Origin of the sequence: Aquisalimonas asiatica (assembly GCF_900110585.1) — a bacterium.
GTDB lineage: Bacteria > Pseudomonadota > Gammaproteobacteria > Nitrococcales > Aquisalimonadaceae > Aquisalimonas > Aquisalimonas asiatica.
Genome location: NZ_FOEG01000002.1, coordinates 526,690 through 547,358, shown reverse-complemented (window position 1 = coordinate 547,358; position 20,669 = coordinate 526,690). Strand labels below are relative to the sequence as shown.

Genomic DNA, 20,669 nt, shown 5'->3' with positions numbered 1-20,669 from the left:
GGCGCGGTGCTACAGGAGATGTGCGGGATCACACACGCAGGCGTTGCGTGAGCAGGTAGACCGCGACAGGGGGTAAGGCCTGGGGGGCTGGCGCCTCTGCAGCCATGGCTTGAGCGGGCGGCAGCAGACTGAGCAGCGCGCCCGGGTGGGGCCTCGGGGGGTCGCCGTCACCGGTTGGTGGCAGCTGCCGTCCCCGGTTGTCGTTGACCGCGGCAGGTGCCTGTGCGTGATGTTCCGCGTGGTCACAGACGGGCGTCTCCGGCACGCTGTTCGACGCGGCCAGGTGGACGGGGGCGGGTGCCGCGAGCACCAACGTGGCCGGGAGCAGCGTCAACAGGATCAGCAGCAACCGCAGCCAGGAACGCACGGTTCCCGGCTTGGTCCGTCCGGTGATGGCGTTGGCTGGCTGCGGTTGCATGGCGTGTGTCCACGAGCCCATCAGGGGATGCGGATCACACTACCCCGGTTGACCCGAATGCGACTTGACGCGCGTCAAGTCTGCTGCATCGCCCTGCGCGATGCCCCCGCGTAACTCCTGGGCGGCCGCCACCATGTTCTGCAGGGCGGGGCGCACGTCCTCCCAGCTGCGCGTCTTCAGACCGCAGTCCGGGTTCACCCATAACCGCTCCACCGGGATGCGCTCCGCGGCTGTGCGCATAAGCCGTACCATGTCCGCGGTGGCGGGCTGGTTGGGGCTGTGGATGTCGTACACGCCGGGGCCGATCTCGTTGGGGTAGCGGTAGTCCGTGAACGCCTCCAGCAGCTCCATATCCGAGCGCGACGTCTCGATGGTGATCACGTCCGCATCCATGGCGGTGATGGACTCGATGATGTCGTTGAACTCCGAGTAGCACATGTGGGTGTGGATCTGTGTGTCGTCGCGTACGCCGGCGGTGGCGAGCCGGAACGCGCCCACCGCCCACTCCAGGTACGCGGGGCGTTCGTCCGCCCGCAGGGGCAGGCCCTCGCGGAAGGCGGGTTCGTCCACCTGGATCATGCCGATCCCCGCCGCCTCCAGGTCGGCCACCTCGTCACGCAGCGCCAGGGCAATCTGGAATGCGGTATCGCGGCGCGGCTGGTCGTCCCGCACGAACGCCCACTGCAGCATGGTGACCGGCCCGGTGAGCATGCCCTTGACCGGGCGCCGGGTGAGTGACTGCGCGTAGCGGCTCCATGCCACGGTCATGGGCCCGGGGCGTGCCACGTCGCCGTAGATCACCGGCGGTTTGACGCAGCGGCTGCCGAACGACTGCACCCAGCCGAAGTGCGTAAACGCGTAGCCGTCGAGCTGTTCGCCGAAGTACTCCACCATGTCGTTGCGCTCCGCCTCGCCGTGCACCAGCACATCCAGGCCGACGGCTTCCTGCTCGTGGATGGCGTGGGCGATCTGCTCGCGCAGGAAGGTGTCGTAGGTGGCGGCGTCGATGCGGCCCTGGCGGTACTGGCTGCGCGTGCGCCGGATCTCCGCCGTCTGCGGGAAGGAGCCGATGGTGGTGGTGGGCAGTAGCGGCAGGTCGAAGCGCCGCCGCTGGACCTCGGCGCGGTCCGGGTACGCGCTGGCCCGCTGGAACGGTTCCGCGCCAAGACCGGTCACGCGCTCGCGCACGTCCGCGCGGACCACGCTCCCGGCACCCCGCCGTTCGTTGTGGATGCGGGTGCTCTCGGTGAGTGCGTCGGCGACGGCGCCGCGGCCCCGGTTCAGGGCGGTGCCCAGAGTGGCGAGTTCATCCAGCTTCTCGGTGGCAAACGCCAGCCAGCTGCGCAGCGTCGGATCCAGGTCCGTCTCGTGACGCAGGGTGACCGGCACATGCAGCAGCGAGCACGACGGCGCCAGCCACAGGCCGTCCCCCCGCGCCTCGTGGAGGGGCTCCAGCCCGTCCAGCAGCGCTTCCAGGTCGGCGCGCCAGACGTTGCGGCCGTCGATTACGCCCAGCGAGAGCACCCGCTCCCGGGGCCACCGCCGGTGGATCGTCTCCACTTCGTCGGCGCCGCGCACGGCGTCCACGTGCAGCCCGTCCACCGGCAGGCCAAGCACCGTGTCCAGGTTGTCGCGCAGGGGGCCGAAGTAGACGGTGAGCAGCAGCGATGGCCGGTGGTCGGCGTGGTGCAGCTGTGCGTACGTGCGCGCCACGGCGTCACGCCAGGCGTCGGGCAGGTCCGTGGCGAGAACGGGCTCGTCGATCTGCACCCACTGGGCGCCGGCCTTGCCGAGGGTCTCCAGCAGCTCGCGGTAGACCGGCAGCAGCGTGTCGAGCAGCTCCAGGGCGTCGGCGCCGTTGTCCCGCGCCTTGCTCAGGGCCAGGTAACTCACCGGGCCGAGGATCACCGGCTTGTACGGCACGCCCAGCTCCCGGGCGGTGCCGATGGCCTGCAGCAACGGCTCCGGGTTCAGGGAGAAGTGCGTGTCCGCCTCCAGCTCCGGGACGATGTAGTGGTAGTTGGTATCGAACCACTTGGTCATCTCCGCGGCGGCCACCGGGCTGCCGCTGGGGGCCCGACCGCGTGCCAGACGGAAATACTGGTCGCGCTCGCTGGCGGCGGTGCCGTCACGGACCCGCGCCGGCAGGTGGCCCACCAGGAAGCTGGTGTCGAGCACGTGGTCATAGAGCGAGAAGTCGCCCACGGGCAGCCAGTCCAGTCCGGCCTGGTGCTGGGTGATCAGGTTGTGACGCTGCAGCCCGGCCACTGTCTCGTCCAGCGCCCGGCCGTCGTCGTCGCCCCGCCAGTAGGCTTCCAGGGCGAACTTCAGCTCACGCTTCTCGCCGATGCGCGGGAATCCGATATTGTGAATCGTGCTCATGGTCTGTGCTCCTTTTGCTGATTCCGTTCATGAAGAGGGCACTCTAGACCGATATAAACATGAACAAAAATGGTAATTCTTGTTTTAGATTGTGAATTCATCTCATGTTGAGTGCCGGTTCTGCCGCTGCCGGCCTGCTGCGGGGTGAGCCGCCATCCAGTGCTCCTCTTCGTCCAGAAGGATCAGACGCGCAGGCGCAGGGTCCGCAGGTAAACGGGGAGGGTCGGTCGGGGATCGACAGTTCGGCTTAGCGATTGTCTGGACTCGATCTAAAGCGTACCTTGTAACGCTATGCATCGCGCCCGCTGGATCGTCATCATTGTTCTGATCCTGCAACTGCTCCTCGGGGGGGCGGTGCATGCGCATGCGCCCGATCTGCACGGTGCGCACGGGCACGCGGCCGAGTCAGCTCATGCGGATCATGAGCATGAGGGCAGCACCCACGATCACCACGACCACGCGGGCCAGTGCGGGCTCTGCGGGTCCTGCTCCGGTGCCGCGCCAGCGCCCATGGCCAGTACCGAGATCGAGCCCAGTGGCGAGCACTTCGCCGGTGCTTTGCCGGGGCATCCCCATCAGCGCATCGACACCCTTCTGAGACCTCCCAGACACCGCGTTTGAACGTGTGCGTGGCCGCGCGGGCAGCTGCCCTAGCTGCCCTGCGGTCGCATTCCCGATTCGTTCCAACGAGGTGACAGCATGTCCAGCAATCACGATGACCGGCATGACGATGCCGGCGGGGCGGCGACCGATCCCGTTCGTCGCCGCTTTCTGAAGACCGCGGGCGCCCTCGCCGGCGGTGCGGTGGCCGCCGCGCCCTTCGCCGCCTCCGGGCGCTCGCCGGAGGATTTCGGCGTGGCACCCCGGCACCTGCACGAGCCGGGCAAGGGCTCCATGATGTTCATGGAGGACCACGCCCACGACCATGATCGTCATATCCTCCCCGGCGCGCCCGATGACGTGGATTACCGGGTGTTCGACATGACCTTCGACCTGATCGAGCACGAGCTCCTCCCCGGGGTGAAATTCCCGGCGTTCGCCTTCAACGAACAGGTGCCCGGGCCGGTGTTCCGGGTGCAGGAGAACGACTGGATCGAGGTGAACGTCACCAACAACACCGAGGAGATGCACACCATCCACTGGCACGGGGTGGATCTCATCTACACCATGGATGGCGTGCCCATGATGTCCCATGACCCGGTGCACCCGGGGGAGACATTCACCTACCGCTTCCAGGCCCGCCCCCACGGCACGCGCTTCTACCACTGCCACTGGGGCACGCCGCTGCACATGATGTCTGCCCTGCACGGGGCGTTCATCATCGACTCCCCCAACGACCCCATCCGCGAGCAGTTCCCCTACGAGCGGGACTACGTGCTGGTGCTGGAGAGCTTCGATCTCGAATTCACCCGCGAGCACATCAACGAGGTGCTCGAAGGCATGGGGCAGGTGAACAAGCTCATGCGCGACGGGCGGCTGTCGGCGGCCACCCACGGTTTCTTCAAGCGCTACGAGGACTTCGTCAAGGCCATCGAGGAGGGCTGGCGGCCGCCGTACACCCGCGGCAACGCGCCCGGCGGCACCATCACGCCCAACTTCTTCGCCATCAACGGCAAGTCCTACCCGTCCACGGTGGGGGAGCACGGTCACCTGCGCATCCGCCAGGGGGAGTACATCCGCATCCGGCTCATCAATGGCGGCATCTCGGACCACCACATGCACCTGCACGGGCACCAGTTCTGGAAGGTGGCCGAGGACGGCAACCCGCTGCCGTATCCCATCAAGCTCAACACGGTGCCGGTGACGCCGGGCAAGACCGTGGACATCATCGTCTACGGCGACAACCCGGGGTTCTGGGATTTCCACGACCACAAGGAGATTCACAGCCGCAACAACGGCATCTACCCGGGGGGCATGATCACCATGCTCGAGTACGAGGACATGGGCGATCCGCCCTACGTGCCGTCCACCACCATCAACCAGTGAGGAGGTGCCGCATGAAACAGCATGCCCTGATGATGACCGGCGCGCTCCTCACGGTGGTGTTGCCGGCCAGTGCGTTCGAGATCGACCCCCACGTGCCGCCGGAGATCGTGATCGGCGGGCGCGGCCTGGCGACCGTGGATTTCGAGCAGCTCCAGCGTGTCGACGACGGCGCCACCTCCGAGGAAGGCGTCAACATCGATGACTCCAGCCTGCTGCTCGGGTTTGCCAAGCACCTGCACGACGACAACCACTACGGTTTCGGCGCGTTCGGCTTCAAGGCCCTGGGTGATACCGAGATGAACGAGAGTGTCTTCCTGCACCAGGCCTACGCCGGCGTTGGTGGCCGGCAGTGGGAGGCCCGCGCCGGGCGTACCGGCCTGCCCAACAATCTGGTGCGCTTCCCCACGGTGCGGGATGACGATCTGCTCGCCTACACCCACGTGCCCAACGCCCGCCTGGCCGGTGACAGCGACACGCTTAACCTCTACGGCGAGCAGGTGGCGGCCGACTGGTGGTTCACGCCGTATCTCGGAATCACCGCCGCCGCGCTGGCGCGGCCGGAGGGCGCGCCCGACAACCCGCGCTACGGCAGCTTCAACAGCGGCTCGGTGGGCCTGCACTACCGGGTGCCGGAGACCATGGATACCGACCGTGGACTGACTTTCGCGGGCCTGTCCGTGGACGTGCAGCCCTTCGATGAGCGGGATGGTCTGGACGATGGCGACCTGGTCACGGTCCAGCTCGGGGCGGGGTTCAACATCAGCGGCCACCCGGAGCGGCTCCTGCACCTGGACACCCAGCTCATGTGGAGCCAGGGCGAGGACTACGGTTCCCTCGAGAGTGGCCTCCAGCGGGTGCGCAGCGATGCCACGGCCGCCGTGGCCTCCCTGCGCTATCGTCACCGGCCCTACCTGCAGCAGCGCTGGCAGGCGGCGCTGACCGTGGCCGGGCAGGACTACGGCGATTTCGACAATGCCCGCCGCTACGCGGTGGCTCCCAGCTTCGCCTGGCGGCTGGGCAACGGCATCGATGCCGTGGCCCAGGTGGCCCACGAGCGCTACGAGGGTGACCTGCGCCGCGGCGTTGGCCTTGAGCACGAAACCACCGTGCAGTTCGGCGTCAGCATGCAGTTCGACCACACCTTCAACCAGTCCGTCGGTCGGCGCGACGACATCATCCACCTGGAGCACGACATGCTGCTGCCGGGTCCGAGTTTCGGAGGACACTGATCATGAACCGGAATCTACTGGCAACACTGCTGTTCGCCCTGGCCCTGGCGGCCTCACCGCTGGCCCTGGCGGAGAACGACCACGACCACGGGGACCACGGGGATCACGGGGATCACGGGGATCACGGGGATCACGGGGATCACGGGGATCACGGGGATCATCACCACGACGACCATGATGACCATGCCCATGATCACGACGCCGAGGAGGGCGAGGGTGCCTGGTCCTACCTGGAGCGGGACAATCCGGAGCCCTACGCTGCGGATGAGCGCCACGAAATGCTGCCGGTCCCACAGTTCGGCCACATGTATGTCCAGGCTGACCGCGTGGACGCGGACACCCGCTGTAATGCCCTGCTGGAGGCGTCACACGTGATGGTGGACCGGGAGACCCGGGAAGGCTGTGGCGAGACCGTCGAAGCCGACCATGATGATCACGACGATCATGATGACCATGGTGATCACGACCATCACGATCACTGAGACGCCCGTTAGCCCGGCCGCCCCGCGGGGTGGTCGGGCCCAAGGAGGAAGCCATGCTGCAGTCACTGCCCAACTGGCACCCGATTTTCGTTCACTTTACGGTGGCGCTGTTCTCCGTTGCCGTGCTGCTCTACATCGTTGCCCATTTCAGCCCTCCCGGGGCGTTCGGCCGCACGGTTCGCATGGCCGCCCGGGTCAATCTCGCCGTGGGCGTGCTGTTCACCATCGGGACGCTGCTCAGCGGCTGGTACGCCTACAACACCGTGCCCCACGACGCGGCCTCCCACGCCGTCATGACCACCCACCGCAACTGGGCCCTGATCGCCTCGGCCGCATTCGGGGTGCTGGCCATCTGGGCGGTGCGCTACTGGCTGCGGAATCAGCGCGAGGGCGGTGCGTTCGTCCTGGCGGCCGCCATCGCCGCCACACCGTTGATCGTCGCCGGACATTACGGCGGTGAATTGGTCTATGGTCACGGCGTCGGCGTGCAGTCCCTGCCGGACACGGACGGTCACACGCACAACGGCGACGATCACGACCATGATCACGACGATGCCCATGAGGACGATGACCACGGGCACGATGACGAGCATGGCGACGACGGTCATGATCATGATGACCCGGGCGAGAACGACGATCATGCCCATTGAGGATGTCTGTACCGCCCGTGATGAGCCACACTGCCCTTGGTGACCACGATCAACTGGCTTGTCGGGAGATACAGTAATGACGATGTTCGAGGGAATGGTTGGGCTGCATCTGGTCTGGATGCTCGTGATGGCGGCAATCGTCGTCGTCCCGTTCTGGCGGATCTGCAGCAAGGCGGGATACCCGGGCGGGCTCAGCCTGCTGATCCTGATCCCGCTCGTGAACCTCGGTTTCCTCTACTTTCTGGCGTTCTCCCAATGGCCGGCGCATCGTACGTTCAGGTAACGGCGCGGCGCGCGGCGGGCTCCGCGCCATGCCTGATCCGGGTCTGGCTCAGTGCTGTCGCCGCCATATGCCGCTTCCCGTCAGGCGGCCACGGTCGTGCGCCCGGTCGAGATCCTGGGCCGGCCCCTTGGGCACGATCAGTGTCGGGTTGATCGCCGGGTTGGTGTAGTACCCCACTTTGATGTGATCCAGGTTGACCGTCTCGCGCACGCCCGGCCACTGGTAGAGCTCGCGCAGGTAGTTGGCCAGGTTGGGGTAGTCCTCGATCCGCCGGATGTTGCACTTGAACGCCCCGTGGTAGGCAGCGTCGAAGCGCACCAGCGTGACGAACAGCCGCCAGTCCGCCTCGGTGAGATGGTGGCCGGCCAGGTACCGGTGTTCGGCCAGGTGCGCCTCCAGGCGATCAAGGGCGTCGAACACGTCGGTGACGGCCACGTCGTAGTGTGCCTGTTCCCTGGCGAAGCCTGCCCGGTAGACGCCGTTGTTCACCTTGTCGTAGACGAGCGCGTTCCAGGCATCGATCTCGTCGCGCAGCGGTTCCGGGTAGAAATCCAGGTCATTGCCGGTGAGATGGTCGAAGGCCGTGTTCAGGATGCGCACGATGTCGGCGGACTCGTTGTTCACGATCTGCCCCTGGTCCCGGTCCCACAGCACCGGCACCGACACCTTCCCCGTGTAGCCGGGGTCGGTGGCGGTATAGAGCTGGTAGTGACGGGAGACCGGCCCCAGACTGGGGCCGGCGTCCGCGGGGTGGGCGTAGGTCCAGCCTTCGTCGCCGAGCACGGCGTCGGCGACGGAGACTGGAATCAGTGCCTCCAGGCCCTTCAGCTTGCGCATGATGAGCGTGCGCGACGCCCAGGGGCACAGGTAGGCGACGAACAACTGGTAACGCCCTGCTGCGGCAGGACAGGCCGGGCGGCCGTCGGGGCCGGGCTCACCACCGGGCGTGATCCATGCGTGGAATCGGGTTGGTTCCCGTCGAAAGGCCCCGTCCTCGATCTCACCGTCGGCGATGTCGCCCTTGACCCATTGGCCGTTGACAAGTCCTGGCATGACCTTCCCCCCTCAGAAGCGCAGCCCGATGCGCCGGTCCACGGAGAACTCACCACCGCCACGCAGCAGCACTGCAATCGCCAGCACGAGCCACATCAGCGGATACTCCACACCGCCCTCGGTCCAGAAGAAACCGTAAGGCAAGTGAACGCTGAGCGCGACTGCAAGCAGTACGGCGACGGCCAGCGCGGCGGGGCGTGTCAGGATGCCAAGCACCAGGGCGAGGCCGCCAAAGAACTCCACCAGCCCGGCCAGCAGCGCGAACAGGATGCCGGGCTCCATGCCCAGGGTTTCGCCGAAGTAGGCTCCGGTGCCGGTCAGCCCGTGGCCGCCGAACCAGCCGAACAGCTTCTGGGCGCCGTGCGGGATGAGCAGCAGGCCGGTGGTGACACGCACCAGCGGGTAGGCCAGAAACGCCAGCCTGTCGGCGGTGCTCACGGTGGTGGTGGATGGGTCGATCGGTGTCGTCGTCATGGTTTCACTCCTTAGATCGTGTTCTCGGGTGTGTTCAGGTAACCGGAGCAAAGGATGACGGCGTTTCCTTTGGTGCGTAAGACGGCTAATGTGGAACGTATGGTTGACGATCTGGAAACGCTTGGCGGTTCTCTTGAGGATGTGCGTGCGTTCTGTGCGGTGGCCGAGTTCGGGACGGTCTCGGCGGCGGCCCGGCATACGGGCGAAACCAAGGGGGCCGTGAGTCGCCGTGTGTCCCGCCTGGAGCGCCGCCTCGGGGTGCGGTTGCTGGCTCGCACGCCCCGTGCCGTGACGCCCACCGAGGAAGGCCTGGCGTTTCATGCCAAGGCCAGGGACGCCCTGACCTGGCTGGATGAGGCGGCGGAGGGTGCCCGTCAGTCGCAGGCGGTGCCGCGTGGGCACCTGCGCATCACCGCACCGGTGGACTTCGGCATGGATGTTCTGCCCGAACTGGTCGCCCGCTTCCGTACCCTGCATCCGCAGATCACGGTGGAACTCCTGTTAACGGACGCCCCCATTGATCTTGCCGCCCACCGCATCGACCTGGCTCTGCGCGCCACCGTGGAGGCGCTTCCGGACATGGGGTACCGGGCCTCGGCGGTTGGCCGGTTCCGCATCGGGCTGTACGCCTCACCGGGCTATTTGAGCGCCCGTGGCGGTGCACCGGAAGCACCCCCGGACCTCGCCCGTCACGACCTTGTAACCAAGCAGGAGCTCGCCGGCGCTGTTCAGTGGACGTTGACCGACGCCCGGGGGCGCAGTAGCCAGGTGGTCACCCGGTCCGTGGTTGCGGCGAGTGACTATGCCGGTGTGCTGCGAATCGCCGCCGCGGGGAGCGGCATCGGGCCTGCGCCTGATCTTGTCGCCGCTGCGTTCGTGGCAGCCGGGGTCGTGGAGCCCGTTCTCCCGGCATGGCGTCTCTCCGAAGGCACGCTTTACGCCATAACCCTGGGCGGACGCGATGCGCCGGCGCGGGTTCGCGTGTTCCGGGATTTCATGCGGGAGCGCCTGGGTGCAGGCGGGTAACGTAACGAGCCGGTCAGGCGTCGGTGGCCCGTCTGGTCGGCCGGTGCCGCCGGTTACGCAAGTCCTCTTCGGATAGTTCGCCACGCAGGTATTGCTCGGCGGTCAACAGGAACAGGCGATGAAAGAGATCGTGCAAGGCCTCCTCGCGTTCCAGTTCGGCGAGGAGTTCGCCTTTTTCGGGATCCTCGGGCTCATAAGGCTTGCGATACTCCCAGACAAGGCGTAGCTCGTTGGAGGACGTATCCTTGATCTGGAGCACCGGGTTTCTTCCGTTGAGCTGAGCGATAACCTGGTATGGCATGGGTGCTGCTCCAATGTTGACCTGTTTCGCGAATGCGAATCATTATCATTCGCGGAGAGAGGTTCTCTGTCAAGCGTTTCCTCAAGGTGAACTCGTCCAGCGCTCCAGCACCGCATCGATGGCCTCCTGGTCCACGCTCTTCTCGTTGTCGCGGTGCGTGGCCGCCTGCTCGAACAGGGGGCGGATGATGGCCATGCCTTCACTATCGTCGGTGAGCCGGATTCCCGATTCGGCGTCGATCCGTTCCTGCCACGCCTGACGGACCTGTGCCCAGAAATCGCCGGTCGCGTCCCATTCGTCGTACACCGGTGAGAAATCGACGCCGTCGGTGAGTCGGTACTCGTTGAACCCGAACTCCCTTACCAGGGGGGCATCCACCGCTTCGCCATCGCGCCGGACCTTGGTGTTGTCCTGTTCGTGGGTCCATCCATCAGGGGTGATCGTGTGACGGTTCTCGACATTCAGTGCGTTGTAGTCGCTACGGGCGGTGTACTCCCGGCGCGGCAGGGGGCGCCAGGTGCGATCGGACGTCCAGGTGGACACGCCGGAGCGGTGATTCCAGTGCCCGGTGCCGCAGTAGCGCGGCGCGTCGCTGACTTCCCAGACGCACTGGGTCCAGGAGCCCTCGGCGAGATCCTCGGGGACCGGGCGCACCTGCCAGGTCTGGTCGGCGGTGAACTGGAGACGTTCCTGTGCTTCGAAATGCCAGTCCTGACGCCAGTGCTTGGTGACATGCTCGCCGTCCGGACCCAGAAGGATGTGCTGCAGCACGATCCGCTCCGGGCTGTCCTCGACAACGAGCACAACCTCGGTCGCGTGACTGTCCTGGTCGCCCTGGCGCTCGTAACCGGGTTTCAAGGGCACGGTCTCGCGGAAGTGGAACGCCACCTCGTACTCACCGGCCATCGCCAGGATGGCACGCCGGTCGCGCTCCTGGGATTCAGCGGTGTTCTGGATTGCCGCCAGACGGTCGTTGCCGTCTCCCGCCATCAGGTTGGCGGGGGATAGCAGTGCGGCAGAGAGCAGGCCCGCCGAAATCGCGTTGGGCCGAAAGGTAACAATACTGATCATTGACTCGCCTCCTGGGTACGCAGTCGGTGGGGTGCGTTCGGCATTCAACCGACAGCTGGCCGCTTGATGCAGCGCAACCCCGTTCAGTGGGATTTAAACGCGATTGCGACGCATTCGCAATTCCAGGAGTCAAACCGATACATCGTCCGATGCACTCAGGAGGGGTGCCGTGTCGGTTGCCCCGCGTCCTCCCGTCCTTCAAAGCCGACTGAGAGCAGGCAGTGGTGTTGACAGGCAGGCCGTTATCAGATGGTATTGCGAACAAGTCGTATTTGCGATCCATCCCGTGTTCGTGTGTAGCGTGATCAAATCGGAGGTGTCCATGTGGGGGCGTCAAACCTGTGCGTGTTGCGTCCTGGCTCTTGGTGCAGCTCTGGGTGTGGGGGCTCCCGTTGCGGTCGCGCAGGACGTGGGTGTCCAGTTCAGGGGGGATGCGCTTGATCCGGACCCGGGTGAGAGCAGGAAGCACAGGGAGCAGGTCGTCGATTTTCTGGCAGGTTTGATTCGCGAGGCGGCAACGGACTGTATCGAGCACGATCAAACACTCAGCGTCACTGTCAGTGGGCTTCGCCTCAGCGGGCGAGAACCCCTGCATGACAATCCGGAGCAGACGCGACGGGCATCCGCTACAGATTGGCCGCGCATGGACGTGGAATGGACCCTGAAGAATGCTCACGGCCATGTTGTTGCCAGCGAATCAGAAACGCTCACGGACCGGGAGTACCTCGAGAGGCATGCCATCCGTGGGTCCGCGCGCCCACTACCCGCAGAACACCACATGGTCCGGGAATGGGTCAGCCGCTCCGTATGCAGCCCCTGATCCGGTGACATGAGCGAACCTCCCGTAAAGCTCTTCGGTCCCCGTTGTGTCTATCTACGGTCACTGTCCATGGAGGTGAACGGCACCTCGCATCAGGAGAGCCCCAAGCCAACGGTGACATTCGCGTTTGATACGACGGTTACCTACCTTGGGGAGGCCGCGTATGAAGTCATATTGCGACTGCAAGTCGAGGGACATTGGTCATCCGGACCGTGTTACCTCTGTGAAGTGCATCAGGCGGGATTCTTCCTGATCCGCGGCTTTCAGGGGCGCGCCCTGGACGTGGTTCTGGAGGTCAATTCCCCCTTTCAGCTGTTTCCCTACGCCGCGAACGCGGCCAACACCTCCATCCGTCGGGCCGGCTTCACTCCTGAGCTTCCCGAGCGGGTGGATTTCGGTGTCTTCTTCCAGCGACGGCGTCTGCCGAGGCTTGAGGTGCCTCCCCGGGTGCCGCGGGTCTGACTTGGCGGCCCCCTCTCTCTTGGTGTAATGCAAATAACAATCATTCCTATTGTGATCCGTTTCGTGATGTCGTAGCCTGGCGACATCGTGTGTTGTGACGTCGCGACGTGTACGGAGCCGCCTTGCTCGGGCGGCACTCAATCTGTTGCTTAGAAGAGACTCACCGGAGGGTAAGACAGTGATCTACGTTGAAACCGACAACGGCGAGGGCGGGTCTGGTACCCACGAGCCGACGTGCTGCAAGGGGGCGGGGCTGCCCGCCCTGGATCAGTCCGATGGGGGGCATGGTACCGGTGCCTGGAAGATGCCGGTGGGTGTCATGGTCGGGCTTGCGGTAGGTGGCGCCATGACCGGTGCCCATGCCGACGAGGCTGAGTCTGGAGCCGAAGGTCTGGGTGCCATTGATGTGGACTTCCAGCCGGAACGCATGTCCAGCCCGAAGTATCCGCGTGATCTCGTCGATACGCCACGCATCGTAACCGTCCTGCCGCAGGACCTGCTTGAAGAGCAGGGTGTCACATCCGTGCAGGATGCCATGCGCAACGTCACCGGTATCAGTCTGCAGGCCGGTGAGGGCAATCCCCCCGGCGGCGATAATCTCAAGATCCGCGGTTTCAATGCCCGGGACGATCTCAACACCAACGGCGTCCGGGACCTGGGCAACTACTTCCGCGACCCCTTCTATGTGGACCAGATCGAAGTCGTCAAGGGGCCCAACTCGACGTACGGCGGCCGTGGCACGGCCGGCGGGAGCGTGAACTTCGTCACCAAGCAGCCGATGCCCTTTTCACGGAACCGTGTGCAGGTGAGCGCGGGCACGGACGACCTCCGCCGGGCAACGGCCGACATCAATCAGCCTTTGGATGACAACAGCGCCTTTCGCGTGAACCTCATGACGCACACGGCGGATATGCCAGGCCGTGACCTCGGCGAGGAGAATCGGCACGGCATCTACGGTGCCTACACCTGGGGTTTCCAGCGCGACACCCTGGTGACCCTGGACTACCTCCGGCAACGCCAGGACAACGTGCCCGACATGGGACTCCCCGGTGACCGGGAGACCCGGGAGGAGCGGGGCGGGGGAACCGGACGGATTCCCGGTGGCGTCGACTTCAGCAACTCCTATGGCCACCGGGATGACTACCAGCGCGTCGATGTTGAGGAAGTGGGGCTCGCCGTCGAGCACATCATCAACCGCAACGTGCAGGTGCGGAACCAGACCCGCTACAGCGCCGTTGATATCGATTCCGTCACCAGTTCGCCCCGCATTCGCACTACCGAGGACGGTTCTCTGGACGGTGCGCTCGGGATCGGGGACATGAAGCCCCGGGATCAGGAAGACCGCTCCATCGTCAACCAGACCGATTTCATCTTCGATTTCGAGACGGCCGGCCTGCGGCATGACCTGGTTGCAGGTTTCGAGGTCGGTCGCTACTCGCAGGAAAATCGCCGCCGCCCGGACGTCTCCGGCGACCTGGACGGACAGCGTGTCGATCTGTTCAACCCGTCCACGCGCCATCGGACGCGTCCGCAGGCGCCTTACGACCGTTCCACCAACAAGCTGGAAGTGGACGAACTGGGCCTGTACGTGCTCGATACCATCTCCTTCAGCCCGCAGTGGGACCTGAACCTGGGTGCGCGCTGGGACCGGGTCGAGGGAACCGCCAGCGAGCGCGGCCACGACATCGGCTACATCGATGGCGACGGTCAGTTTCAGCAGTGCTCGGCCGACCTGAGTGAGGACGGCTGCCGCGAGAACCAGGACGACATTACCCGCACGGACAGGGAGTTCAGCTATATGGCCGGGGTCGTCTACAAGCCCGCTCCCAACGGTTCCATTTATGCGTCCTACGGAACCGCGTTCGAGACCCAGTCCAGCTTTGATCGCGGCCTGGTTCAGCTTGCCGGCGGTGGCGCTTCCGAAGTTGCCGATCCGGAGACGTTCAACGTAGACCCGGAGCGGACCCGGACGGTGGAGCTCGGTACCAAGTGGGAGCTCGGTGAAGGCATTTCCGTGAACGCGGCGATCTTCCAGTCCGACAAGACCGATGCCGTCATCACCGACGACGATGAGGATCTTATCCTCGGCGGACGCGAGCGCGTTCGGGGTTTCGATTTCGTGGCATCTGGCCGTATTACGCCGCGGATCAACGTCCATGCGAGCTACACGTTCCTGGACTCGGAGGTCCGCAGGGGGGACAACGCGTTCCAGCGTGGACAGTCCCTGGGCAATACCCCTGAGCACACATACTCCCTGTTTGGAAGCTACGACCTGACTCCGGCCTTCACGCTCGGTGGCGGGCTCTACGGGGCGTCGAGCCAGACCAGTGGGTTGCAGGACGCGCCGCTGGATGAGCTCCGGGCGAACGGGGACCGTACGAACGTGGAAGTCGGCGGGTATACGGTGTTCCAGGCGTATGCACGCTACCGTGTTGACGACAATCTGCAGTTCCGGGTCAACGCCGACAACCTGACCGACAAGGACTACATCCAGCAGCTTGCAAGCGGCGGTGCCCAGGGCATCCCCGGTCCGGGGCGGAGCGTGGTTGGCACCGTCCGGTACGATTTCTGAGGTCGTGATGATTGTCTGTATCGATAACGTACTGACGCAGGAGGAGCTTGCCCACATGCGTGGGCAGCTCCTCCAGGGGGACTGGGCACACGGAATCAGCGCGGGACCCCAGGCCCGGCAGGTAAAGAACAACCTCCAGCTCCCGGATGATTCGCCGGCGCTGCCCGAACTGCGGCAGACGGTCATGCGAGCGTTGAACCGCAGTCAGCTGCTCGTGACCGCAGCTCTGCCGTTCAAGATTCTGCCGCCGAACTTCAACCGATACACGGGTGAGACCAACGCTTACGGGCTGCACACGGACAGTACGCTGAGGCCGTTGCCTGACGGCAGCTATCTGCGTACGGACGTCTCCGCGACGTTGTTCCTGTCGGGCCCGGAAGAGTATGAAGGTGGTGAGCTCACCATTGAGGACACGTACGGGCAACAGCAGATCAAGCTCCCTGCGGGGAGCATGGTCGTCTACCCCTCCGGTTCCATTCACGAGGTTCGGCCGGTGACCAGCGGGGAGCGATTGGGCTGTTACATGTTCATGCAGAGTCTGGTGAAGGATCAGGAGCAGCGCCGCCACCTTTTCGAGATGGACCGCTCACTGGTGTCCCTGAGAAAGCGTTACGGGGAGGGTGACTCGGACGTGGTTCGCCTCACGGGCCTCTACAACAATCTGCTCCGGCGCTGGTCCGAGTGCTAGGTGTACCCATACCGTCTCCCAACCGCCTCGCCCGCACGCCGGGCCAGGCGGTTGGGCATCAGGGTGCGGAGGCGTCGGTGTCGTTGCTCAACGGCACCGGATAGAACGTCAGAAAACTGATAGCGGTTTCGCTAACGGCGGGCCGGTTGATCTTCCATTTCCCCTGCAGAATAAGAAAATAAAAAGAGACATCCGGGGGTTGCGCCAAAAAGTGAACAACAGTACTATCCCCACCGCTTGAGGAACATTTAGCGAGGTAACAGAAAAACCCGATGGACGACCCTAGTAGTCGATCTTGGAACTCCGGGGATATCCGCGTGAGCGGATCGCGCCCGGCCGTACTGCCCGCCTGAAGTCCTCTGCCGCGCTCGCGGCATCCCTTCCAGGCCGGCGCATGGCCTGGTGCTCCCCAGAAATGAAGCGTCGCGGCAAGAGTCGCTGATTGCGCGCGTTTGCGTGTGATCGTGTCGTTGCCGTGACTGGACAGCGGTTTTTTCAAACCGGCTGACGGGATGTTTTTGTCTGAAGAATCCGGAGCGGTTTTTTCAGAGAAAGGCAGTGTCCGTTGGCCATGGAAATCCATTGCCTAATGGGAGCGAAAATCATGGCTAATGAAACGGTACTGAACGAAGTGGCCCGGGACGGGAGCCTGGCGCCTCGTGTTAATGAGCCCGTGGATGGGGTGATGAAGGATTCCTTCGTCCGGGTCCCCACCGGAGCCACTGCGGGGGAGACGCTGCGCAAGGTCAAAACCTATCCCCTGGATGATGTCGCCGCATCCGTTGTGTTCGTGGACGGCAACGGCGGCGGCTATGCCGGATTCGTCCGCCTCGGGGCGCTGGTGCGTGCGGACGAGGAGACCACGGTGGATCAGCTCCTGGAGGGGCACGATGTCCGGGTGAGCTCCGGGACGGACCGCGAGCAGGCGGCGCGGCTTCTCCAGCGGCATGATCTGGCGCTGCTGCCGGTGGTCAACGAGAGCCAGCGGCTGGTGGGTGTGCTGCGATTCGACGATGCCATGGACATTCTCGAGGAAGAGGCCTCCGAGGATGCGTACTGGAAGGCGGGCGTGGGTGATGTGCTGCACCACCAGGACGCCGTGCGCAGTGAAAAACTCACCCAGGGTCCCATCGGGTACACCCTCAAGGTCCGCATGGCGTTTCTGCTGGTCACCCTGGCCGGTGGCATGATGGTGGGCGGCGTCATCGATCACTTCGAGGGCGCGCTGGAGGCCCTCGTGGCGCTGGCGATCTTCATCCCGGTGATCATGGACATGGGCGGCAACGTGGGCACCCAGTCCACAACGATCTTCGCGCGCGGCCTGGCCCTCGGCCACATCGACCTCAAGCAGTTCTTCCGTGTGCACATGGTGCGGGAGCTCAAGGTCGCCGTCTGCATGGGTCTGGTGCTTGCCACGCTGGGCGGGATCATCGCCTGGGCCTGGCAGGGTGCGCCCAACGACATCCCCATGCTCGGGGTGGTTGTGGGTATCTCGCTGATGTTCGCCATCACCACCGCGTGCCTGCTCGGCTTCCTGCTGCCGTGGCTGTTGCTGAAGCTGGGTGTGGACCACGCACCGGGCGCGGATCCGTTCATCACCACCATCAAGGACTTCAGCGGGCTCGCCGTGTACTTCATGACGGCGGCGTGGTTGCTGCCGGTCACCCTTTGACGCGTACCATCCGCGAATGACGTCATCCGCCATGACCTGGCCATCGGGCCCCGGTGCCCAGGTCATGGTTGGATCCCTGAACGTTTCGAATCAGAGGACAACACCATGATCCAGAAGAATCAGAATGCCATCACCAACTGCACCGCCGCAGCCCTGTTTCTGGGCTTCAGCGGTGTGGCCAGCGCCCAGGGCGAGTTCAGCGTCGGGGTGTTCAGCGACTACATCGACAACGGCGAGTCCCGCTCCGGCAACAACGCCGTGGTGCAGGGTGCGTTCGAGCACAGCCACCACACCGGTTTCTTCGCCGGCACGGCGATTTCCAACCTGAGTAACGACTCGGGTGATGAGTTCCACGGGCACGAGATCGTACCGTTCGTGGGATACGGGTTCGCTGCCGGCCCGGTGGATCTGGAACTGGCCTACGAGTACATCGCCACGCCGGACGTCTCGGGCGCAACCTACGAGGGCGAAGCCATTCTCGGCGCCTCGGTCGGCCCCGTGTCTGCGGAGGTCGGCTACATCACCAATGCCCATGATCGCGATGCCGAGGGCAGTGTGGTCTATGCCATCGGTGCGGGCCACGAGTTCATGCCCGGGGTCAGCGTGGACGGCGCGGTGGGGTATGACGACCCGGACGACGAGAGCGGCACTGCGTTCTGGGAGCTGGGCATGAGCCGTGAGATGGACCAGGGCACGATCTCGCTCACCTACGCCTCCCGCGACGAGAGCGACGCCCAGAACCTGTTCGTCGCCGGTTTCAGCACCAGCTTCTGATCGAGGCAGTCAGGGGCAGGCGTCCCCAAGCGCGCGCTCCGGGGGTGTGCACCCTCGGGGCGTTTCTGTCACGGTAACGCCATAGTGCCGAGCTACGCTGCGGGCAGCGCATCGGTGCTCCCCCGCTGTGGAGGCATGGCAATGGATGTTCTCGACTCGGCGGCGCCACATCTCTTCACGGCTTCTCAGCTGGTAACAGCCGTGGTGCTGGGGGCCCTGATCGGCTACGAGCGCCAGCGGCGCCAGCGCATGGCCGGGTTGCGTACCAATGCGCTCGTGGCGCTGGGTTCCTGCGCGTTCGTGATTCTCGGCATCATGATGCCCGATGAGATCAGCCCCACCCGCGTGGCGGCTCAGGTGGTCTCCGGGATCGGGTTCCTGTGTGCGGGCGTCATCATGCGTGACGGGTTCAACGTACGCGGCCTGAATACCGCGGCCACGTTGTGGTGCTCGGCCGCCGTCGGCGTCCTGGTCGGGTCGTCGTTCTTCGTCGAAGGCACCCTGGTGGCGCTCACCGTGGTGGCGGCCAATACCGTGTTGCGGCCCCTGGCGTCGCGCCTGAACCGGGAGCCGGTCGACGAGCAGACGGAGTTCGAGGGGGTTTACAGCCTGCGCGTCGTGTGCCCGCCCGCCGACAAGGCGCATATCCGCGCACTCCTCATGCAGACCATGGATCAGGGGCCGCTGACCATCCGCTCCCTGCACAGTGCCGAGCAGGCGGAGGACCGCGTGGAGACCGAGGCGGAGCTGGTCGGTGTCGGTGAAAACAGCGCGGCAATGGAGCGTCTTGTCAGCCGCCTCAGCCTTGAGGACTCGGTGAACGAGGTGAGCTGGCGCTTCCTGGGAGAGAACCAGGTTCCAGCCCAGAACGTGCTCAGCCGCGAGGTGGAGCGGAAATGAGTCGTGTATGGGGCGGCTGGGGGCGTGACGGCACGGCGGTGGCGCTGCGCGCGCTACTCGAGCGCCGGGACTGGCGCAGGTTGGCAGAGTTGGTCGAGCCGCTGCCGCCGGCGGATGTTGCCTCGGTCTTCGCCGACGTCCCGGAGGTGGACTGGGTGTTCCTTTACAAGGTGCTGCCGGTAGACCACGGCGCCGAGGTGTTCTCCTACCTCCACCAGCAACAGCGCGAGCGCCTGTTCGGTGAATTGACGCCGCAGGAACGGGAGGCGCTGTTGGCCCGCTTGCCCGCCGATGATCTGGCGTTCTTCATCGCACGCCTGGACGCCCCGGAACGCGCCCGCAGCATGCAGCTGCTGGACAAACGGCGCCGTGCCCACGTTCGACGCCTTCTGCGCCATGCCCCCGGGACCGCCGGGCGCCTGATGACCACGGAGGTGATTCGTCTCCGCCGGGATCGCACCGTGGGGGAGGCGCGACGGCTGATCCGTGACATGGCAGGCCGCGCAGAAACCGTGGAAACCCTGGCGGTATCCGCCGCTGACGGGGCGTTTGCCGGCCTCGTGACACTGGAGGTGCTGGCGCTTGAGGGTGACGACACGACGCTGGCGGCGCTCGCCGCGTTGCCGCCGGCGACCGTCTCCGCCGACGCGTCCTGCGAGGAGGCGGCGCGACTCCTCAAGCACTACGATATGCTCGTGCTGCCGGTGCTTGACGACAACGGCCGCCTGCTCGGGCTGATCACCAGTGACGACGCCCTGGACGTCATGGAAGCGCTGACGACGCGCTCGTTTCATCATTTCGGCGGTGTGTGGCCCGCAGTCGCCTCCGTGCGCATGGCCGACAGTGTCGCGATGGCCCGCAGCCGCGTCGGCGTGCTCCTTGGCTGTGGCCTGATCGGGCTCGCGGGGGCAGGACTGCTGGCCGTCGCCCTGCCATACCTGCAGGCGTTCGTGTACAGCCTGTTCCTGCTGCCCGTCATCCTTGCGGTCGCGGGCAACGTGGCCATACAAACCGCCGCTTTGCATCTGCGCACGCCGGTTCCTGCAGGCGCCCGGGCCTGGTTCGCCGGGCTGCGCCAGGAGCTGGCGATCACTGTCGCGCTCGGGGCGACGCTACTTGGCGTCGTTGTGCCGGCAGCCTTCTGGCTGGGAGGCAGTGGCCTCGCGTTGCTGGCGGGCATTCTTGTGCCGCTGTGCGCCGCTGCCGGCGGCCTCGTCGGCGCCGGCGCGCCACTACTGCTGCGCCGGCTGGGCCTGGATCCGGCGTTCGCGGGCACGCCCATGCTGACCACGCTGGCAGATGTGCTCGCGCTCGGCCTGTTCCTGCTGGCGCTCGTAGGCATGTCCGCGTTGGGGGTAGGGTAGGCACCGGGGCCTCGCGACGTCAGGCCGGACAACGAGGGAAGGACGAACAGGCATCACGAACC

Annotated in this window: 21 protein-coding genes and 1 pseudogene; 15 read left to right on the top strand and 7 right to left on the bottom strand. The window is 65.3% G+C overall.

The genetic code is table 11. From position 1 onward, the window contains the following. Positions 1 to 28 precede the first annotated feature (28 nt). A complete protein-coding gene (locus tag BMZ02_RS07265; RefSeq protein WP_091641439.1) occupies positions 29 to 418 on the bottom strand; it encodes a hypothetical protein in 390 nt (129 codons plus the stop codon). Positions 419 to 457: 39 nt separating this feature from the next. Continuing rightward, a complete protein-coding gene (metE, locus tag BMZ02_RS07260) occupies positions 458 to 2,800 on the bottom strand; it encodes a 5-methyltetrahydropteroyltriglutamate--homocysteine S-methyltransferase (RefSeq protein ID WP_091641436.1) in 2,343 nt (780 codons plus the stop codon). Between the two features lie 291 nt (positions 2,801 to 3,091). Here metE and BMZ02_RS07255 point away from each other — a divergent pair, with 291 nt between their 5' ends. The 6 genes from BMZ02_RS07255 to BMZ02_RS07230 all read left to right on the top strand — a co-directional run bounded on the left by BMZ02_RS07255 (position 3,092) and on the right by BMZ02_RS07230 (position 7,430). Beyond that, positions 3,092 to 3,421 (top strand): DUF2946 family protein, encoded by a 330-nt coding sequence (locus tag BMZ02_RS07255; protein ID WP_091641433.1) that lies wholly within the window; start codon positions 3,092 to 3,094, stop codon positions 3,419 to 3,421. A gap of 78 nt (positions 3,422 to 3,499) precedes the next feature. Further along, positions 3,500 to 4,786: a multicopper oxidase family protein gene (locus BMZ02_RS07250; RefSeq protein WP_091641430.1), complete on the top strand. Its 1,287-nt coding sequence runs from the start codon at positions 3,500 to 3,502 to the stop codon at positions 4,784 to 4,786. An 11-nt stretch (positions 4,787 to 4,797) separates the two neighbouring features. Beyond that, the gene (locus BMZ02_RS07245; RefSeq protein WP_091641426.1) at positions 4,798 to 6,015 is read left to right on the top strand and encodes a hypothetical protein; all 1,218 of its coding nucleotides are present in this window, start codon (positions 4,798 to 4,800) and stop codon (positions 6,013 to 6,015) included. A 2-nt stretch (positions 6,016 to 6,017) separates the two neighbouring features. After that, positions 6,018 to 6,497 carry a hypothetical protein gene (locus BMZ02_RS07240; RefSeq protein WP_091641423.1) on the top strand — a complete coding sequence of 160 codons (480 nt, stop codon included), beginning with the start codon at positions 6,018 to 6,020 and terminating at the stop codon, positions 6,495 to 6,497. Positions 6,498 to 6,550: 53 nt separating this feature from the next. Continuing rightward, positions 6,551 to 7,147, top strand: a complete 597-nt coding sequence (locus tag BMZ02_RS07235) for a DUF2231 domain-containing protein (RefSeq protein WP_091641420.1) — start codon at positions 6,551 to 6,553, stop codon at positions 7,145 to 7,147. 76 nt (positions 7,148 to 7,223) lie between these two features. Further along, a complete protein-coding gene (locus BMZ02_RS07230; RefSeq protein WP_216110735.1) occupies positions 7,224 to 7,430 on the top strand; it encodes a hypothetical protein in 207 nt (68 codons plus the stop codon). A 48-nt stretch (positions 7,431 to 7,478) separates the two neighbouring features. On the opposite strand, the gene BMZ02_RS07225 is transcribed toward BMZ02_RS07230, so the two are convergent. After that, positions 7,479 to 8,483 carry a glutathione S-transferase family protein gene (locus BMZ02_RS07225; protein WP_091641417.1) on the bottom strand — a complete coding sequence of 335 codons (1,005 nt, stop codon included), beginning with the start codon at positions 8,481 to 8,483 and terminating at the stop codon, positions 7,479 to 7,481. Between the two features lie 12 nt (positions 8,484 to 8,495). Next, positions 8,496 to 8,957, bottom strand: coding sequence for a DoxX family protein (locus BMZ02_RS07220; RefSeq protein WP_091641414.1), 462 nt, complete (start codon positions 8,955 to 8,957; stop codon positions 8,496 to 8,498). A gap of 99 nt (positions 8,958 to 9,056) precedes the next feature. Here BMZ02_RS07220 and BMZ02_RS07215 point away from each other — a divergent pair, with 99 nt between their 5' ends. Next, on the top strand, positions 9,057 to 9,983 hold the full coding sequence (locus tag BMZ02_RS07215; RefSeq protein WP_091641412.1) for a LysR family transcriptional regulator: 927 nt from the start codon (positions 9,057 to 9,059) through the stop codon (positions 9,981 to 9,983). 13 nt (positions 9,984 to 9,996) lie between these two features. On the opposite strand, the gene BMZ02_RS07210 is transcribed toward BMZ02_RS07215, so the two are convergent. Then, complete coding sequence (locus tag BMZ02_RS07210) at positions 9,997 to 10,284, bottom strand: hypothetical protein (protein WP_091641409.1); 288 nt, start codon at positions 10,282 to 10,284, stop codon at positions 9,997 to 9,999. An 81-nt stretch (positions 10,285 to 10,365) separates the two neighbouring features. Then, complete coding sequence (locus BMZ02_RS07205) at positions 10,366 to 11,355, bottom strand: DUF6607 family protein (RefSeq protein ID WP_091641406.1); 990 nt, start codon at positions 11,353 to 11,355, stop codon at positions 10,366 to 10,368. Between the two features lie 322 nt (positions 11,356 to 11,677). Between BMZ02_RS07205 and BMZ02_RS19390 the strand changes: the two genes are divergently transcribed. The 4 genes from BMZ02_RS19390 to BMZ02_RS07185 all read left to right on the top strand — a co-directional run bounded on the left by BMZ02_RS19390 (position 11,678) and on the right by BMZ02_RS07185 (position 15,897). Beyond that, entirely contained in the window at positions 11,678 to 12,175 is a 498-nt protein-coding gene (locus BMZ02_RS19390; RefSeq protein WP_091641404.1) for a DUF3016 domain-containing protein, read from the top strand. A gap of 9 nt (positions 12,176 to 12,184) precedes the next feature. After that, complete coding sequence (locus tag BMZ02_RS07195; RefSeq protein WP_091641402.1) at positions 12,185 to 12,637, top strand: protein-export chaperone SecB; 453 nt, start codon at positions 12,185 to 12,187, stop codon at positions 12,635 to 12,637. A 178-nt stretch (positions 12,638 to 12,815) separates the two neighbouring features. Next, positions 12,816 to 15,209, top strand: coding sequence for a TonB-dependent receptor (locus BMZ02_RS07190; RefSeq protein ID WP_245753972.1), 2,394 nt, complete (start codon positions 12,816 to 12,818; stop codon positions 15,207 to 15,209). 7 nt (positions 15,210 to 15,216) lie between these two features. Further along, positions 15,217 to 15,897 (top strand): Fe2+-dependent dioxygenase, encoded by a 681-nt coding sequence (locus BMZ02_RS07185; protein ID WP_091641399.1) that lies wholly within the window; start codon positions 15,217 to 15,219, stop codon positions 15,895 to 15,897. Positions 15,898 to 15,955: 58 nt separating this feature from the next. On the opposite strand, the gene BMZ02_RS18785 is transcribed toward BMZ02_RS07185, so the two are convergent. Then, positions 15,956 to 16,480: a hypothetical protein gene (locus BMZ02_RS18785; protein WP_139209168.1), complete on the bottom strand. Its 525-nt coding sequence runs from the start codon at positions 16,478 to 16,480 to the stop codon at positions 15,956 to 15,958. A gap of 153 nt (positions 16,481 to 16,633) precedes the next feature. Between BMZ02_RS18785 and BMZ02_RS07180 the strand changes: the two are divergent. From BMZ02_RS07180 to BMZ02_RS07165, 4 genes and pseudogenes are all read left to right on the top strand, one after another. Continuing rightward, a pseudogene (locus BMZ02_RS07180) lies at positions 16,634 to 17,569 on the top strand (magnesium transporter); the annotation flags it as partial. A gap of 105 nt (positions 17,570 to 17,674) precedes the next feature. Then, entirely contained in the window at positions 17,675 to 18,343 is a 669-nt protein-coding gene (locus tag BMZ02_RS07175; protein ID WP_091641393.1) for a TorF family putative porin, read from the top strand. Between the two features lie 141 nt (positions 18,344 to 18,484). Next, entirely contained in the window at positions 18,485 to 19,243 is a 759-nt protein-coding gene (locus BMZ02_RS07170; RefSeq protein WP_091641390.1) for an MgtC/SapB family protein, read from the top strand. Then, complete coding sequence (locus BMZ02_RS07165; RefSeq protein ID WP_091641387.1) at positions 19,240 to 20,607, top strand: magnesium transporter; 1,368 nt, start codon at positions 19,240 to 19,242, stop codon at positions 20,605 to 20,607. Before BMZ02_RS07170 ends, BMZ02_RS07165 begins: the two co-directional genes overlap by 4 nt. Positions 20,608 to 20,669 lie beyond the last annotated feature (62 nt).